Origin of the sequence: Clostridium sp. AF28-12 (genome assembly GCF_003435225.1) — a bacterium.
Classification (GTDB): Bacteria; Bacillota; Clostridia; order Lachnospirales; family Lachnospiraceae; genus Pilosibacter; species Pilosibacter fragilis.
Genome location: NZ_QWGJ01000061.1, coordinates 1085 through 1404 on the forward strand (window position 1 = coordinate 1085; position 320 = coordinate 1404).

At 53.8% G+C, this 320-nt stretch carries 1 protein-coding gene; it reads right to left on the reverse strand.

Translation table 11 applies throughout. From position 1 onward, the window contains the following. Window positions 1-320, reverse strand: a 320-nt coding sequence (locus DWY93_RS17735) for a type IV secretory system conjugative DNA transfer family protein (protein ID WP_242990767.1), incomplete at both ends; no start/stop codon positions are given.

A 320-nucleotide genomic window follows, 5' to 3' on the forward strand; every position in this document is an offset into this window, starting at 1 on the left:
GTCTTGATATAGGCCAGCGGATTGTAGTGCATGGATTTTGAAAAGTCGATACTGTTGAACACCCGCACCCTGTATTTCTCCCGTTGCAGAAACCGCCCGCACTGGTCGAGGGTGCCGCCCTTCGGGTCTACCACCACATACGAGGAATGGGCTTGAAGGAGCTGCGGGGTCAACCAGAACCTTGTCTTTCCCGAGCCGGACGATCCGATGACACAGGCGTTTAGGTTCCGGGCATTGGCGGGTATCTTCGGACGGGTGTTCATGGTAAGGAACTCCGTCCCGGTCAGAATGACATTGTTCTGAAATTTAGGGTCAACAAA